The sequence below is a fragment of the Pandoraea sp. SD6-2 genome, from assembly GCF_000389825.1.
Classification (GTDB): Bacteria; Pseudomonadota; Gammaproteobacteria; order Burkholderiales; family Burkholderiaceae; genus Pandoraea; species Pandoraea communis.
The window spans coordinates 767277-781826 of the sequence record NZ_KB944454.1; the positions used below are offsets into that span (position 1 = coordinate 767277).

A 14550-nucleotide genomic window follows, 5' to 3' on the forward strand; every position below is an offset into this window, starting at 1 on the left:
GGCCACAGGCAAAGACCGCCATCATTGGGGGGGTCTTTGCCTTTTGCCATTTCTGGAGCCCCGCTCATGATGTCACTGCCCGGCAGCCAACAGCGCACCGCCAATGCCACCACGTCGCCCTTGGTCACGTTGAGCCATCCCGAAGGTCACGCGCTACCGGGGAAGTGCTTCAGTGCCGCGCTGCATTTCGCCGGGAATGTCCCGTTCCCCGAACCCGACGTACTGAAGCTGCCCGATACTCCCACGCATTACTACAACTTCGCCGTTGCCTTTCTGAAGGCCAACCGGCAAAGCATGGACATGTATTGGGCCGACCGGGATGCCATTCCGGCGCTCATCCGCTCGGAGATGTCGCTTTATCCTGGCTTGCGGATCTCCCATCACCCGACACCCGCAGCGTTCGCGGCATACGTCAGCGAACAATGCCGAACGCAAGCCTCGCACCGCGAGCAGTGTCTTATCGAACTCAGCCCGAAGGAAGGACATTGCGTGGGTGCTGACCTGAGCATCGATGCGGGCGAACCCACCATCATCGTCATCGAATCGAGCACGCTGAACGCGACAGGCTCGGCCATGCTGCTCCTTCGGCTGGCCAACACGCTGAAGGACACCGTCACATGCATCGCCCGGAACGGGCTCGGCAGGCATTTGATGCTCTGCGAGACAGGCGCCCAGCAAAGCCGCATCGATTGCGCGATGTTCAGCCTGTGCGCATGCAAGTCCATGTTCAGAAGCGCGGCGGCCTTCACGTCGTTGCATGCCCGCTTGCGGGCGGGTGAGTTCAGCGAGATGCTGGATAAAGGCTATGCGGCAAGCAGCGAGGCCGACCTGTTGCTGCCCTCGGCGCTCATGCAACACACGCAGTCATCAACACGACTCGCAGACTACGCACGGCGCCGCATCCGGCACGATCCCGCGCAGGCGCTAACGGTCGGCAAATTGATAAGACGTCAGAAAGGTCTCGTCTTCGCTCGCGACGAGCGGACTTACAGCGTATCGATCGAAATGGCGAGAATCAAGATGGCGGGGCGCGCGCTCCCGCCCCCGGCGCAAGACATGACGTTGCTCGCGCCGCCGCGTCGCGACGACTTCATGTCGTCCACGGAATCTCAATAGTCATCGTGCACACCTTTGGGAACTGCGGGTATGTGACGCGAACGGCCTCACACCTGCTAAGCGCACTCGTCTGCTGCTCGCAACCCCGCCGCTTCGACGGCCTCGATTCTTGCGGCCTGTACAGCGTCGCGGATCTTCGCGGGATTGTCGGCGTACCGGCTTGCGACAGCCCCTGCATCGATACCGCGCGCCGCAGCGAGCGCGGCCATCAACCGGTCTCGCTGCGGATAGGGTGCGCTCGCGAAATCACCTCCGCGTCCGCGGGCATCGGCCTCGCAGGCTTGAAGCACTTCGACAAACCGGTCGGGTTTGCGCAAGGCGTCACACCGCTCCAGCAAACGCACCAGCGCCGCTGCGCCGAACTTCTGGCTTCCGTGGATATTGCCGTGTTCGCGCGCAACGACCTGCGCCAATTCGCGGCATTCGACCGGCACACGCAAACGCGTGCACAGCGGGCCGAGCAACCCGGCACTACGGCCCTCATGTCCGATATGACGCGGCAACACGTCTTCCGGCGTCGTGCCTTTGCCGAGATCGTGCGTGAGCGCGGCAAATCGCACCGGCAACGCATAACCCTGCGTCGCAGCGTAGTCGATCACCATCATCACATGCACGCCGGTATCGACTTCGGGATGAAAGTCGGCGCGCTGCGGCACACCCCACAACTGGGCCAGTTCGGGAAGGATGCGCTCGAGCGCACCCGCCGCACGCAACACGTCGAACATGCGCGAGGGCCGATGCTCCATCAGCCCGCGCGAAATCTCCTGCCAGACCCGCTCGGCGACCAGCGCGTCGACTTCGCCGTTGGCTGTCATTTCGCGCATCAGTACGAGCGTCTCGTCGGCCACGGAGAAATCGGTGAAGCGTGCCGCAAACCGCGCGCAACGCAGAATTCGCACCGGATCTTCCGCGAAGGCTTCGCCGACATGGCGAAACAGCCTCGCGTCGAGATCGCGTTTGCCGCCGTAGGGATCGATCAGCTCGTCCGACAGACTGTCGTCGGGCATGACTTCGCGCGCCATCGCGTTGATGGTGAAGTCGCGCCGGGCGAGGTCTTCCTCCAGCGTGACTTCCGGAGCGAAGTAGAACGAAAAGCCGTGATAGCCGCGCGCCGTCTTGCGCTCGGTTCGGGCGAGCGCATATTCGGCACGGGTTTCGGGATGGAGAAACACCGGAAAATCGCGGCCTACCGGTTTGAAGCCCTGTCGCACCATGTCTTCGGGTGTCGCGCCGACCACCACGTAGTCGCGATCCTTGACGGGCAGCCCCAGCATGGCGTCGCGAATTGCGCCGCCGACAGCGTAAATCTTCATGGGCGAACTTCGTAATAGGCGATGCGCACCGTCTCGCCACGCCCTCCTGCCACCCACGCCTGCACGGCAGCCACTTCTCGAATGCGATCGGCATACGCCTGCGCGTGCGCCGACAACGACGGCTCGAAGGTCGCGAAGCGCATCACCACCGGCGCATAGAACGCATCGGCAATGGTGAAGTCACCGAACAGGAACGGGCCTTCGTAACGCGCGAGGCAATCCTCCCAGATCGCTTCGACACGACGGATATCGCTCAGCACCTCGGGCGTTGAGCCCGCGCCCGGCCAATGCGCACCGACGTTCATCCACATGTTCGTGCGCAACGCGGTGAAGCCGCTGTGCATCTCCGCACAGATGCTGCGCGCATGGGCGCGTGCCTCGCGCGACTTCGGCCACAGAGGCAGATGCGGATAGCTTTCGACCAGGTATTCGCAGATGGCCAGCGAGTCCCAGACGGTAATGCCGTTGTCGATCAGACACGGCACTTTGCCCGTGGGGGAATAGCGCAAGATCTGCTCGCGCGAGTCGGGCTGCGCGAGCCAGACGTTCCGCTCGTCGAACGCAATGCCGAAATGCTTGAGCAAGACCCAGGGACGCATCGACCACGACGAGTATTTTTTGTTGGCAATGATCAGTTGCATGAGGACTTTCCTTGCGCGACGTCACGTCGAGGTGCCGCGCGTTTGATGGGGAAGCGTGCGGCGTTAGCGCCCCGCGTACCGCCGGTAGTCCGACAGACGCCGCTCCCAGTTGTCGCCATCGAGATAATCGACGGCAATTTCGAGCCCGTTCGGCGTAAGTCCGAGTTCGGGCGCCAGCGGACCGCTCATGACGTTGTCGACTTTCATGGAATCGAGATTGTCGCGCGTGATGATCGGCTCGCCCGGCAGCTTCTCGAAGATCGCCGCCTGCAAACGCGCCGTGCTGTCCGGCAGCGGCAGAATCGGCCGCTCGCAACCGCAGGCCGCACCGGCAAAGCGCACGAGGGCTTCGAGCGTGTAGACGTCGGGGCCGCCCAATTCGTAAGTCTTGCCGACGGTTGCGTCGTTATCGAGCGCGCCCGCGAAAGCTTGCGCGACGTCCGCCACGTAAATCGGCTGGAAGCGTGCCTTGGCACTCGCCAGCGGCACCACCGGCAGACGCCGTTGCAGCTTGGCAAACGTATTCAGGAAGTGGTCGCCCGGACCGAAGACCACGGACGGCCGGAAGATCGTGACGGGGATGCCCGTCTCGCGAATCGCCACCTCGCCGTCGCCCTTGGAGCGCTGATACATGCTCGGGCCATTGGCGTCGGCACCGAGTGCGCTCATATGGATGAGCCGATCGATTCCCCGGTCGCTGCATGCCTGCGCGATCTTGCGCGGCAACTCCACGTGAGCGCGCGCAAACGCACGGCCGTAGGGCGTGCCCCGGTCGCTGTGCAGCACACCGACGAGATTGATCACAGCATCGCTCCCCGCGATCACGCGTGCCAGCGCACGCGGGTCATGCACATCGCACTCAACGAGTTCCACCCCCGGCAACACACCGAGCGCCTTGGCGGCCTCGACACGCCGCGTCGGCAGACACACGGCGTGCCCCATTGTCACCAGCCGGGCAACCAGATGGCTGCCGATGAAGCCGGTGCCACCGACGACACAAACGTTATAGCGCATGCGTCACCTCCGCGTCATGACGATGGGACTGCGGCCCCGTCACTGGGGCAAGATGATGCCGAGCCGTTCCTTGAGCGATTGCGGACGGCCCGTGATCACGACCGAGTAATACGTCGTGTTCGACAACACGTTCTCGACGTAGGCGCGTGTCTCGTTGAACGGGATCGTTTCGGCAAAGATCGCGCCCTCGACCGGACGGTCCAGCGTGGAGCGCCACGTGCGCGGACGTCCAGGGCCAGCGTTGTAACCGGCCGACGCCAGCACGGCCGAGCCGTCGAACTTATTGTAGATATCCGACAGATAGCTGGTGCCCAGCCGGATATTGGTATCGATGTCGTGCATCATGCCCGGCTGATAATCCATGCCGATCTGCCTGGCCACCATCTTCGCGGTGGCCGGCATGATCTGCATCAGCCCGCCGGCACCGGCCGACGACCGCGCATTGATGATGAACCGCGACTCCTGACGGATCAGGCCGTAGGCCCACGCTTCGTCCAGATCGACAGCGGCGGCGAGCGGCTCCACCTTGCTGCGGAACGGCATCAGATAGCGCAGCGTGAAATCATGCTCGACCTTCGTGCGATCTGCCGTATTGACGGCGCGATCGAACAGCTCGATGCCATTGGCGTACTGCGCGGCGGCGATCAACTGACGGTCCGTCATGTTGCGCAGTTCCCAGTTCCACTCGCGATTGCCTTCGAAACGCAGGCCCAGATCGTAGAACTTGGCGGCCCGCTTGAAACCCGGGTTCGCGCGGTTTGCGTCGATCTCCGCCTTGGTGACGGCGGTGCGCTGGGGCAGCGATGTCTTGTTGCCCAACTCCTCGTTCGCCAGTTGGCCGTAGAAGTTCGTCTGCATGGCGATCTTCTGGAATTGCGCGCGGGCGGCGTCGCCTTGCCCGGCTTCACGCAGGGCGCGGCCGTACCAATACGTCCAGACACCGTCCTCGCGCAGGGCGGCGGGCATCGCTTCGATGCCCGTGCGCACGAGATTCCAGTCGCCCGCGCGCAGTGCCGCGCGAATCTTCCATTCCTGTGCCGTATTCGAGAGTTTGGCGCTGCCGGCCTGGCGATACCAGCTAATCGCCATCGGGTTCTGCGACAACGCACCGCGCATACCGATGGCGCCCCAGCCGATGGCGCGCTCTTCCTGCGACAAACTACCCGCCACGCTCGAGAAGCTGCTCGCGGCAAGCATGGCGTCGCTGCGGGCCATGCGCACGGTGGCGAGCAGCGCCAATTGGCGCGACGCCTCCGAGCCGTCGACGCCACGCGCGAGGATCTGTGCCGGACGCGTTGCCGCCATATCGAGCAGGCTGTCGTCCGGCCGCACGGCGCCGAGCGCATCGGCAATCTGCTTGCCCAGCGACGTGTAGTTTTCCTCGTAGGCCAGGCGAATCTGGTGCCAGACTTCCTTGCGCGGCAACTGACCGCTTGCGGCCAGCGTATTGATCATGTCGACGCAGCCCTCACCGTAGTACTTCGGCGTGGTCAGCAGATCGGTAGCGGCCTGCGTGACGTTCTCGCCACGTGCGGCACGCGACATCATCGAGTAGCACTTGACCTGGGTGTCGTCGTCGAGCGCGAACTTCGGATACTCGGCGTCGAACGTCTGCCAATCGTGGCGTTTGCCCAGCACCAGCAGCCAGTCGTTGCGCATCCGGTCGGCAATCGCCTGACCGTCATACGTGCGCAAGAAGGCGCGGATATCGTCGTCGGGCGCATCGATGAGCGCCTTACCCGAACGATCGAACATGCGCGGCTTGATCTGGAAGTACTGGACGTACGACGGCACGTCGTAGTCGGTGAGCATCGCGGCGAGCGCGGTGGCGCGCGGTGCGTCGTTCGCGCGGGCGGCTTCGCGCAACTGCACGAAGATGTCGTCGGGCGAGCGCTGCGAGAGCAGGTCGGCAGATGTCGCCGAGCGGCTTGCCGCAGATTGCGCCTTGGGGCGGCCGGTCGCCTGGGTCGTGCTGCAGGCGACAAGCGCGGCAGCGGTCAGGGCCAGCGCAGTGGCGCGATATACTCGGGTCAAACGTTCTGACATCTTCGGGGGAGCGTCGGTTAAAAGGTGAATTCAAGCATAGCACGGGACTCCGCCCTATCGGCGGCCCAAACCGCCGGAAATGGGATGGAATCGACCACCGGGAAGACGCGTTTGCGCAAGGCATTACTGGACGTACGCGCGACGCTCGCCGCACGCGAAGCGCGCGACGCCGCACTCGCCGCGCGCCTGCGCGACGAACTGACGCGCCGTGCGCCGCGCTGCGTGGGTTTCTACTGGCCGATTCAAGGCGAATTCGACGCCCGCGAGGTGGTCTCGGCATGGCTCGCACAGGCATCGCCCGAGACGCTGCGTCTGGCTGCGCTGCCGGTCGTGACCGCGCCGGCGACGCCGCTCGTCTTCCACCACTGGACGCCCGCGACGCCCATGAAGGACGGCCGCTACGGCATTCCCGTCCCGGCCGACGCCGAAGTCCTGGTGCCCGACCTGCTGCTGGTGCCTTGCGTGGGCTTTACCCGCGATGGCCTGCGACTGGGCTATGGCGGCGGCTTCTACGACCGCACCCTGCATTCGATGACCCCTGCCCCGCAAACGCTTGGCATCGCCTACGACGCGCTCGAGATCGAACATCTCGGCGCCGAAGCCCATGATCTGGCGCTCGACGCCATCGTGACGGAATCCGCCACCTTTGCACGCCTTCTCGGCCCCCATTGCTAACCCATGACAACGCTCAAGATTCTGCCGCTCGGCGACAGTGCGCTTGTGTGCGAGGCCGGTGCCACGCCCACGCTTGCCACACAGCGCCGCGTCTGGCACGTGGCGTCTCTCGCGCACGAATGGCCCGACGTGCGCGAAGTCGTGCCGGGCATGAACAACCTCACGCTGCTGTTCGACCCGCTCGCCACCGATATCGAAGTGCTGAGCGAGCGGCTACGCGACGCCTGGCAGACGCCGCCGGCCGCCGGTAACGTCGGACGCGACATCGAAATCCCCGTGCACTACGGCGGCCCGCATGGCCCCGATCTGGCCGAAGTGGCCAAACTTGCGCGTCTGCAGCCAAAAACGGTCGTACAGCGCCATGCCGCGCCGGAGTACATCGTCTACTTCCTCGGCTTCCAGCCGGGCTTCGCCTATCTTGGCGGCCTTGACGAATCGATAGCCACGCCCCGGCGCGCAGAGCCGAGACTGGCGGTGCCTGCCGGATCGGTGGGCATCGGCGGCAGTCAGACCGGCATCTATCCCCTTACCTCGCCCGGCGGCTGGCAGATCATCGGCCACACCGCCAGCGTTCTGTTCGACCCCGCCGCGACCCCGGCCGCCTTGCTTGCCCCAGGCGACCGCGTGCGCTTCACTATCGCGAGTCTCGACCTGTGATCGACATCCAGCGTGCCGGCCTGCTCACCACGGTTCAGGATCTGGGCCGTCCCCGACAACGTGAATTCGGCGTCGCCAGCGGCGGCGCCGTCGACCCGCTCGCCTGCGCCGTTGCCAACCGTCTCGTCGGCAACGACCCGAACACCGCCACCCTCGAAATCACGATGGGGGCGTGCGTGCTGCGCTTCAGCGCCGCCACCCTGGTCGCGCTGACCGGAGCCGACTGCCACGCCGACCTCGACGGCACGCCCGTGTGGTCGTGGTGGCGATTCCCGGTGGCGCGCGGTCAGACGCTGACACTGCGCCCGGCCCGCTTCGGCATGCGCACCTATCTGGCCGTGGCGGGCGGCATCGACGTGCCCGAGACACTTGGCTCGCGCAGCACCGATCTGGCGGCCGGCTTTGGCGGCTTCGAAGGCCGCGCCTTGCGCGACGGCGACCGCATCGCGCTCGGACACGCCAGCGCCGCCATACGCCACGTCGAGCCGTTGGGCGTGCGTCCGCCGCTGTGGCTGCCCGACCCGCTGGCGCAACATATCCGCGTGCTGCCCGGGCCGGAGTACGACGACTTTACCGCCGCCGCGCAGAAGCACTTCTGGGAAAACCCGTGGCAGGTCACACCGAACAGCAACCGTATGGGTTACCGCCTGTCGGGACCGGAGCCGCTCGCGCGCAAGAAGAATCGCAGTCACGATCTGCTCTCGCACGGCGTGCTGCCGGGCGTGATTCAGGTGCCGCCGTCGGGGCAACCGATCATTCTGCTGGCCGACGCCCAGACCACCGGCGGATACCCCAAGATCGGCGCCGTCATCACCGCCGACCTGTGGCGGCTCGGACAGGCCCGGCTGGGCAGCACCCTTTATTTTTCGGAGTGCAGCGCCGCCGAGGCACGCGAAGCGCTGCGCGAACAGTTACGCTACCTTGCCCAGATCGAGCGCGCGCTTGCGTGGCACGACCGCGGCATTCTGACGACACCACGGGTGCCGGCCATCACGCGCAAGCGCTAATGCAGCACTAAAGCAGCGCATACGCGACGGCATGCCCCGGCAGGAGAACACATGATGAAAATCGATCTGAACGTCGACCTAGGTGAAGGCTGCAATTTCGACGAGGCACTGCTGGCACTGGTCAGCTCGGCCAATGTCGCCTGTGGCTGGCACGCCGGCGACGCAGGCACCATGCAGCAAGTGGTGCGCTGGGCGCTGGAGAATGGCGTGGCCATTGGCGCGCACCCGAGCTTCCCCGACCGCGAGAATTTCGGTCGCACCGAAATGCAGCTCCCGCTCGACGAGATCCGCGCGGGCATGCTGTATCAGATCGGCGCACTCGCCGCGATGGCCAGGGCGCAAGGCGGCTGGCTCTCGCACGTCAAACCGCACGGGGCACTCTACAATCAGGCGGCGCGCGACCCGGCGCTGGCCGAAACGCTCGTCGAAGCCGTGCGCGCATTCGACACCGATCTCGCCATCTTCGGGCTGGCGGGCGGTGAGCTGGTGAAGGCGGCGCGTGCCGCCGGCATGCATGCGGTGGAGGAAGTCTTCGCGGATCGCGGCTACAACCCGGACGGCTCGCTGGTCAAACGCGGCACCCCCGGCGCCCTCATCGAGCGTGAGGAAGATGCGCTGGCGCAAACGCTGATGATGGTGCGCGAGCAGCGCGTACGCGCCATCGATGGCACGCTCGTGCCGATTCAGGCGCAAACCGTGTGTCTGCATGGTGACGGCGAACACGCCCTCGAATTCGCGCAACGCATCCGCAGCTTCCTGCTCGACGAAGGCATCGAAATCGCACCGGTTCGCTGATCGGCGCGCACGATCCCGAGTAAAAAACGCCGTCGGCGGGCTTCCCCGGACGGCGTTTTCATTTTCATTCGAATGCCGGCGCGCGCCGGCCGCTTCGCGACGCTTGCCTGCCGGGCATCGGCACGACGAGCGAAGACAACGTTCGCCAAGCGCGGCGGGAGCCCGGCGCACCGAGCGCACCGCCAGGTGATGTCGCTTACGCGGTCTCGCGAATGGCTTCCGCCACGATACCGAACAGCTCGTCGATTTGCGCTTCGCTCACGATGAGCGGCGGCGAGAACGCGAGAATGTCGCCCGTATAGCGCACCATCGCGCCCTTCTCGAAGCACTTGACGAACACCTCGTGTGCACGCGCGCCCGGTTTGCCGTCGCGGGTAGACATTTCGATACCGCCGACCAGTCCCAGATTACGAATGTCGATGACGTTCGGCAGATCGCGCAGACCGTGGATGGCCTTCTCGAAATACGGCGCGAGTTTCGCGGCACGCTCGAACAGGCCCTCGCTCTTGTACAAGTCGAGCGCGGCGCAAGCGGCGGCGGTGGCCAGCGGGTGACCCGAATACGTGTAACCGTGGAAGAACTCGATGGCGCCCGTGTTACCGGCATCGACGATAGTGTCGTGCACGCTCGTCTTCACCGCGACGGCGCCCATCGGGACCGCCGCGTTGTTCACGCCCTTGGCCATCGTGATGATGTCCGGCGTCACGCCGAAATACTGGGAGGCGAACGGCTTGCCCAGACGGCCGAGCCCGGTGATGACTTCGTCGAAGATCAGCAGAATGCCGTGCTTGTCGCAGATTTCGCGCAGCTTTTGCAGATAGCCCTGCGGCGGCACCAGCACGCCGGTGGAGCCCGCGAGCGGTTCGACGATCACGGCGGCGATGGTCGACGCATCGTGCAGGGTGACCAGGCGTTCGAGTTCGTCGGCCAGATGCGCACCCCACGTCGGCTGGCCCTTCGTGAACGCGGCTTCCTTGATGTTGAGCGTATGCGGCAGGTGGTCGACCGCCGGCAGCAATTGGCCCGAATAGGCCTTGCGATTCGGCGAGATGCCGCCGACCGAAATGCCGCCGAAGCCCACGCCGTGATAGCCGCGCTCGCGGCCGATGAGGCGCGTGCGCTGACCTTCGCCGCGGGCGCGGTGATACGCGAGGGCGATCTTCAGCGCGGTGTCGACCGATTCCGACCCCGAGTTCGTGAAGAAGATGCGATCGAGCCCCTGCGGCGTGATGGCGGCGATCTTGCTCGCCGCTTCGAACGCCTTCGGGTGGCCCATCTGGAACGTCGGCGCAAAGTCCATTTCACCGGCTTGCTGACGGATCGCCTCGACGATCTCGGTACGGCAGTGGCCGGCATTCACACACCACAGACCGGCGGTGCCGTCGAGAATCTGGCGATTGTCCGACGACGTGTAGTACATGCCCTCGGCCTTCACCAACAGACGCGGCGAGCTTTTGAACTGACGGTTGTTGGTGAACGGCATCCAGAACGCCGTCATGTCGAGATTCAGGTCTTTCATGTTCATCGCGGGGGGCTCCTCAGGTCTTGGCTCGATCAGGATGTCCTGCACACGGCACGACGGATCGCCACGGGTGGATGGGATCGATCCTACGAGAGGTCGACCGATACAGACATGTACAGTCACCTGGAAAATGTATATTCTGTATCGGTCAATTACCCCAACTGTATTGGCAATAGCCCGTACCCTGCCATCATGGTCCAGCCGCTCGCCTTTTCCCTGAATCGCGCCCAACCGGAAGCCCTCGTCGACCAGATCGTGCGGGAGGTCGAGCATGCGTTGCAGCGCCAGACGCTTCATGCGGGCGTGCGAATGCCGTCGATTCGCTCGCTGGCCAAGGCGCACGGCATCAGCACGTTCACCGTGGTGGAGGCCTACGATCGTCTCGTCGCCAATGGCGTGCTCGTGGCCCGGCGCGGGGCGGGGTTCTTCGTGGCAGGCGCGGCCGACGCGCGAGACGCGGGGCTGGCCAGCCCGGGCGGCGGCCTGACAACCGGTGCGGCGGCGAGCGAAGTCACGAACGCGTGGCTGCTTTCCGAAATCTTCGCGGACGACTCCATTGCGGTGAAAAGCGGTTGCGGATGGTTGCCGGACAGTTGGCTCGACGAAGACGGCCTGCATGGCGCGCTGCGCTCGCTCTCGAAAGGACCGGGCGCGCATTTCGCCCATTACGGGCATCCGCACGGGTACGGCCCGTTGCGTCAGTGGCTGGCGCGACGTCTCGGCGAGTTATCCATCGACGCGCCGCCCGAGAACATCGTGCTCACCCACGGCGCGACACAGGCGCTCGATCTGATCGTGCGCACACTGCTCAAGCCGGGCGACACTGTACTGGTCGAGGCCCCGGCGTACTGCAATTTGCTGGCGGTTTTGCGTCTGGCGGGGCTGAGTGTCGTAGGCATCGAGCGCACGGAAGCGGGGCTGGATCTCGCCGCGCTGGAGCAGGCGGCCCAGACGCACCGCCCGCGCGCGCTGTTCGTGAATCCCGCGTTGCAGAATCCGCTGGGAACATCGCTCTCGCCGGCGTCGGCGCATCGCATTCTTCAGTGCGCCGAGCAGTACGGTTTCTGGATCGTCGAGGACGACATCTATCGAGAGCTGGCCCCCGCCGGCACGCCGTCGCTCGCAGCGATGGACGGTCTGTCGCGAGTGATCTACGTGTCGAGTTTCTCGAAGACGATTTCGCCGTCGGTACGCGTGGGCTATCTGGCATGTTCGCGCGATCTGGCCCACGAGATTGCGCGCAGCAAGATGGTGGCAGGCCTCACGTCGTCGGAAATCAACGAGCGCATCGTGCACGCGATTCTGACCGAGGGGCGTCACCGCAAACACATCGAACGCCTGTCGGACCGGCTGACGCGTTCGCGCGCGCGCCTCATCACGCAGTTGCAATCGCACGGGGTGACACTGCTCGCGCAACCGGAGGGCGGAATGTTCGTGTGCGGCAGCTTGCCGCACACGTCACGCCCGGCACGCGAACTGGCCGAGGCCGCATTGCTGGAGAGCATCATGCTCGCGCCGGGAGAATTCTTCCTCGCGCACAACGAACCCTGTCACTGGTTCCGCTTCAACGTCGCATACTCGGACGACGCACGCCTGTTCCGCTTTCTCGATCGGGCAGCGACGGGGAAGCAGGCGGCATAGGCGACGGAGGTCTAAGGCGCTCACGGCATGTCCTGGCGAGGCGGCACCTCCAACCGCTCGATCATGGCAAACCGATGTCGCTCGTTATCGTGAAACACGATGCGGTTGCGCAACACGTCCATGCCAATGGCCCCCAGACTTACCATGCCGCCGCCGTGCGGCTGCGTTTGCGCCGCCACCGGATGCCGAACGATCCTCCGGCCATTGATTGTCAAATCGACGAGCCGCAGTCGCGCCTCACCCTCGATCCGTTGACCAAGCAAATCGACGGTTCCGCGACGGATCGCACCGGATTCAGCCCCCTGAATCAAAGACGTCGCAAGCGTGGTGGCATCGGCGCCCGAATCGACGACAACGGGAATCCGTCCCCCTTTGAAACCCACGGCAATGGCCATGACTCGATGAACATTGGGCAGTGACGTCCCGTCGGCGATCTCGAATCGTCCGGCAGAAGTCGGATCGAACCGGTCACTGACGAAAAAACAGTCGTCCTTGAAATTCAGCACGGTAACCTTGTCGTCTGCCAGGTATTGCGGACTGACGATGCCGGAAAAGCCCTCGGCCAATAACGGCGTTTCATCGATCACGTAGAAGTCCTGCACGACCTGATGCCCCTCAACGTCATCAACTTCAAGCATCAATCGCTTTGCCGAAGTCGATGAAGCGATGGCACTTAATACGTCGCTCCCCACAGGCGTATCCACCGCCGCTGGCAGCAAACGCGCGTCCCAGATGACATGCCGATTCGCGCCGGTGTCGAGCAACATCCGGGCGGGTTTTCCGCCAATCCTCACCGTGATGAAGGGGTCTGCCTTGCGCGACGGATCGCCATATCGGATGGACGACTCGAACAGCGGTTGTACCGATGGCCAAGGTGCAGCGCATCGCGCTGAACTTGCCTGGGCCAACAACGGCATCGCACAAAGAAAAGAGAGAAACGTCGAAACGATATGTCGTATGACGGGGTTGAAATACATCGTATGAATTTGTCGATCGAGTGATGGGTGGGGGCCATCAAGTATTGATCGACGACAAACAATTCGAAATCGGCAGATTCCGAAATACGGTTGCCCAGACAGTCACCGCGTCACCTTTGCCAGTGTCCAATAACGTGCCGGGCACCACGCTTACCCCCCGTCCCCCATCCCGAACCGCTCCCGATACGCCACCGGCGTCACACCGTACTGACGTTGAAACGCGCGGCGCAGGTTTTGTTCGTCGCCGAAGCCTACGCGCGCGGCAATGCGCTTGAGTGGCGCCTCCGAGTCGAGCAACGCGAAACGCGCCGCTTCCAGACGCATGCGCTCGACCGCCTTCGCCGGAGTCGATCCCGTGCGCGCGAGGTAGCTTCTGGCAAACGTGCGCGGACTCATGTTCGCCTGCTCCGCCAGACGCACCACCGACAGGTCGCCGTCCAGCCGCTCCGCCATCCACGCGTGCAGATCCCCGAACGGCGCCCCGGCGGCCACTTGCTCCTGCAACGGCGGACTGAACTGCGATTGCCCGCCCGCTCGCTTGAGGAACACCACGAGCCGGCGCGCCGCCTGCAACGCCACGTCCACACCGCAGTCGTCCTCGACCAGCGCCAACCCGAGGTCGATGCCCGCCGTGATCCCGGCCGACGTCCACACCGGTTCGTCGCGTACGTAAATCGGATCGGACTCGACCCGTGCCTCCGGGAAACATGTCTGCAACATCGCCGTATCCAACCAGTGCGTTGTCGCGCGCCGGCCGTTCAACAACCCGGCCGCCCCCAGAATGAACGCCCCCACACACACCGAACACACGCGTCTCACACGCGGGGCATAGCCGCGCAGCCACTCGCCCACCGCATCGGGCACCGCCGGACGATGCGCCACCGCACCACCCACCGCGATCAACGTGTCGACCTGCATCGCTTCAAGTGCGCGCATCGGCTCCGTATGCAACGTGACCCCCGAGCCGGTCTCCACGGGCCCCCCGTGCTCGGACACCACCACGGTGCTATACGGCGCCATCTTTCCCGACTCGGCGACATTGCGGATGACAGCGTGAAACGCGTCGAGCGGCCCGGCAAGATCCAGCAGCACGAACGGCGGCACGATGAGAAAGGCAACGAGACGGGGCTGATTCATGGTCATGGG

Annotated in this window: 13 protein-coding genes; 6 read left to right on the forward strand and 7 right to left on the reverse strand. The window is 64.7% G+C overall.

What is annotated here, in order from left to right:
- Positions 1-66: 66 nt before the first annotated feature.
- A complete protein-coding gene (locus tag C266_RS19875) occupies positions 67-1116 on the forward strand; it encodes a YopJ family acetyltransferase (protein ID WP_010805526.1) in 1050 nt (349 codons plus the stop codon).
- Positions 1117-1172: 56 nt separating this feature from the next.
- On the opposite strand, the gene C266_RS19880 is transcribed toward C266_RS19875, so the two are convergent.
- The 4 genes from C266_RS19880 to C266_RS19895 all read right to left on the reverse strand — a co-directional run bounded on the left by C266_RS19880 (position 1173) and on the right by C266_RS19895 (position 6130).
- Positions 1173-2429, reverse strand: coding sequence for a multifunctional CCA addition/repair protein (locus C266_RS19880; protein ID WP_010805527.1), 1257 nt, complete (start codon positions 2427-2429; stop codon positions 1173-1175).
- On the reverse strand, positions 2426-3070 hold the full coding sequence (locus C266_RS19885) for a glutathione S-transferase family protein (protein ID WP_010805528.1): 645 nt from the start codon (positions 3068-3070) through the stop codon (positions 2426-2428). The genes C266_RS19880 and C266_RS19885 overlap by 4 nt, the downstream gene beginning before the upstream one ends.
- 63 nt (positions 3071-3133) lie before the next feature.
- Positions 3134-4084 carry a complex I NDUFA9 subunit family protein gene (locus C266_RS19890; RefSeq protein ID WP_010805529.1) on the reverse strand — a complete coding sequence of 317 codons (951 nt, stop codon included), beginning with the start codon at positions 4082-4084 and terminating at the stop codon, positions 3134-3136.
- 39 nt (positions 4085-4123) lie between these two features.
- On the reverse strand, positions 4124-6130 hold the full coding sequence (locus C266_RS19895; RefSeq protein WP_010805530.1) for a lytic transglycosylase domain-containing protein: 2007 nt from the start codon (positions 6128-6130) through the stop codon (positions 4124-4126).
- Between the two features lie 84 nt (positions 6131-6214).
- Here C266_RS19895 and C266_RS19900 point away from each other — a divergent pair, with 84 nt between their 5' ends.
- The 4 genes from C266_RS19900 to pxpA are packed head-to-tail and all read left to right on the forward strand — an operon-like array spanning position 6215 to position 9264.
- Positions 6215-6805, forward strand: coding sequence for a 5-formyltetrahydrofolate cyclo-ligase (locus C266_RS19900; RefSeq protein WP_010805531.1), 591 nt, complete (start codon positions 6215-6217; stop codon positions 6803-6805).
- Positions 6806-6808: 3 nt separating this feature from the next.
- Positions 6809-7462, forward strand: a complete 654-nt coding sequence (gene pxpB / locus C266_RS19905; RefSeq protein WP_010805532.1) for a 5-oxoprolinase subunit PxpB — start codon at positions 6809-6811, stop codon at positions 7460-7462.
- On the forward strand, positions 7459-8469 hold the full coding sequence (locus C266_RS19910; RefSeq protein ID WP_010805533.1) for a biotin-dependent carboxyltransferase family protein: 1011 nt from the start codon (positions 7459-7461) through the stop codon (positions 8467-8469). Before pxpB ends, C266_RS19910 begins: the two co-directional genes overlap by 4 nt.
- Before the next feature lie 54 nt (positions 8470-8523).
- On the forward strand, positions 8524-9264 hold the full coding sequence (gene pxpA / locus C266_RS19915; protein ID WP_010805534.1) for a 5-oxoprolinase subunit PxpA: 741 nt from the start codon (positions 8524-8526) through the stop codon (positions 9262-9264).
- A gap of 196 nt (positions 9265-9460) precedes the next feature.
- Here pxpA and C266_RS19920 read toward each other — a convergent pair whose 3' ends face one another.
- Positions 9461-10789, reverse strand: coding sequence for an aspartate aminotransferase family protein (locus tag C266_RS19920; RefSeq protein WP_010805535.1), 1329 nt, complete (start codon positions 10787-10789; stop codon positions 9461-9463).
- A gap of 189 nt (positions 10790-10978) precedes the next feature.
- On the opposite strand from C266_RS19920, the gene C266_RS19925 reads away from it, so the two are divergent.
- Positions 10979-12427, forward strand: coding sequence for a PLP-dependent aminotransferase family protein (locus C266_RS19925; RefSeq protein ID WP_036663486.1), 1449 nt, complete (start codon positions 10979-10981; stop codon positions 12425-12427).
- 20 nt (positions 12428-12447) lie between these two features.
- On the opposite strand, the gene C266_RS19930 is transcribed toward C266_RS19925, so the two are convergent.
- Together C266_RS19930 and C266_RS19935 are read right to left on the reverse strand one after the other, a co-directional pair.
- On the reverse strand, positions 12448-13404 hold the full coding sequence (locus C266_RS19930; protein ID WP_144265874.1) for a hypothetical protein: 957 nt from the start codon (positions 13402-13404) through the stop codon (positions 12448-12450).
- Positions 13405-13554: 150 nt separating this feature from the next.
- Positions 13555-14541, reverse strand: a complete 987-nt coding sequence (locus C266_RS19935) for a GlxA family transcriptional regulator (protein WP_051126468.1) — start codon at positions 14539-14541, stop codon at positions 13555-13557.
- Positions 14542-14550 lie beyond the last annotated feature (9 nt).

Coding starts and splice junctions, on each gene's coding strand:
- C266_RS19875 (WP_010805526.1), top strand. CDS start 67: ATGATGTCACTGCCCGGCAGCCAACAGCGCACCGCCAATGCCACCACG.
- C266_RS19880 (WP_010805527.1), bottom strand. CDS start 2,429: ATGAAGATTTACGCTGTCGGCGGCGCAATTCGCGACGCCATGCTGGGG.
- C266_RS19885 (WP_010805528.1), bottom strand. CDS start 3,070: ATGCAACTGATCATTGCCAACAAAAAATACTCGTCGTGGTCGATGCGT.
- C266_RS19890 (WP_010805529.1), bottom strand. CDS start 4,084: ATGCGCTATAACGTTTGTGTCGTCGGTGGCACCGGCTTCATCGGCAGC.
- C266_RS19895 (WP_010805530.1), bottom strand. CDS start 6,130: ATGTCAGAACGTTTGACCCGAGTATATCGCGCCACTGCGCTGGCCCTG.
- C266_RS19900 (WP_010805531.1), top strand. CDS start 6,215: ATGGAATCGACCACCGGGAAGACGCGTTTGCGCAAGGCATTACTGGAC.
- pxpB (WP_010805532.1), top strand. CDS start 6,809: ATGACAACGCTCAAGATTCTGCCGCTCGGCGACAGTGCGCTTGTGTGC.
- pxpA (WP_010805534.1), top strand. CDS start 8,524: ATGAAAATCGATCTGAACGTCGACCTAGGTGAAGGCTGCAATTTCGAC.
- C266_RS19920 (WP_010805535.1), bottom strand. CDS start 10,789: ATGAACATGAAAGACCTGAATCTCGACATGACGGCGTTCTGGATGCCG.
- C266_RS19925 (WP_036663486.1), top strand. CDS start 10,979: ATGGTCCAGCCGCTCGCCTTTTCCCTGAATCGCGCCCAACCGGAAGCC.
- C266_RS19930 (WP_144265874.1), bottom strand. CDS start 13,404: ATGTATTTCAACCCCGTCATACGACATATCGTTTCGACGTTTCTCTCT.
- C266_RS19935 (WP_051126468.1), bottom strand. CDS start 14,541: ATGAATCAGCCCCGTCTCGTTGCCTTTCTCATCGTGCCGCCGTTCGTG.